Origin of the sequence: Aquimarina sp. RZ0 (assembly GCF_008370685.1) — a bacterium.
Taxonomy (GTDB): Bacteria; Bacteroidota; Bacteroidia; order Flavobacteriales; family Flavobacteriaceae; genus Aquimarina.
Genome location: NZ_VTZU01000244.1, coordinates 1 through 778 on the forward strand (window position 1 = coordinate 1; position 778 = coordinate 778).

At 34.2% G+C, this 778-nt stretch carries 2 protein-coding genes; both read right to left on the bottom strand.

Going from position 1 to position 778, the window contains the following annotated elements; genetic code table 11:
* Positions 1-79: 79 nt before the first annotated feature.
* Positions 80-403: a DUF5615 family PIN-like protein gene (locus F0000_RS27505; protein WP_149627884.1), complete on the bottom strand. Its 324-nt coding sequence runs from the start codon at positions 401-403 to the stop codon at positions 80-82.
* Entirely contained in the window at positions 387-632 is a 246-nt protein-coding gene (locus tag F0000_RS27510) for a DUF433 domain-containing protein (protein ID WP_149627885.1), read from the bottom strand. Before F0000_RS27510 ends, F0000_RS27505 begins: the two co-directional genes overlap by 17 nt.
* Positions 633-778: the final 146 nt, after the last annotated feature.

The window sequence follows — 778 nt, forward strand, 5'->3', positions numbered from 1 at the left end:
TGGCAGCTAATAGGTACTCGACCATAGGGAGTAGCCTATGCTACTACAACACTCGCCGATAGGCGTAACACTTGGCTTTTTAATCTACTAGTATTAAACCTGGATGTAATTCAGAAGTTAAGATCTTTTCTACTCGTGGGATAAATTCAACTAATGAAGCATAACGGGTATCTTTAGCGTTAAAGATAACTAAACTAATATCATATTTTTCTAAGTTCTGTTGATGGCTCATGTTTTTATCGATGCTCAATAACACGCGTAAGCCTTTGGATTCCATGCGTTGTAATAAATCTCCATTTTTAATACCGCTCCAACCCATTTCTGGAACGGTTAACACTTCGTACTGCTCAGAAAAACGGTATTTCAGTTTTCTTGGTAAATTCTCATCAAGCAGCAGTTTCATTACCTGTCTCTATTTCGATTACGTAAACGGCTAATAATTCTAACACTTTTTGAGCAAACGTCTTTTCTACAGTTGGATAATTATCCAAAAATTCTTGGAGATTATCACCGCCTTGTAAATAATCAAACAGTATTTTTATAGGAACCCTAGTGTTTTTAAACACAGGGGTTCCTCCCAAAATATCGGAAGATACCGTAACGTACTTATTTAAAGCACTTTTTAGATTCATAATATTGGTTTTATATCCATCACAAAGATAGTTGATATTTATTTCAGATGGTTTAAAGGATGTCGTAATTGTAATTGACTCTTTAATTCTTCAAAGTTTGTATTTTTATATTGCTCGGTAGTTAATATCGATTTATGTCCTGCAAA

Bases quoted from the DNA above. Each gene is read 5' to 3' on its own strand.
- F0000_RS27510 (WP_149627885.1), bottom strand. From the start codon at position 632: ATGAATCTAAAAAGTGCTTTAAATAAGTACGTTACGGTATCTTCCGAT.
- F0000_RS27505 (WP_149627884.1), bottom strand. From the start codon at position 403: ATGAAACTGCTGCTTGATGAGAATTTACCAAGAAAACTGAAATACCGT.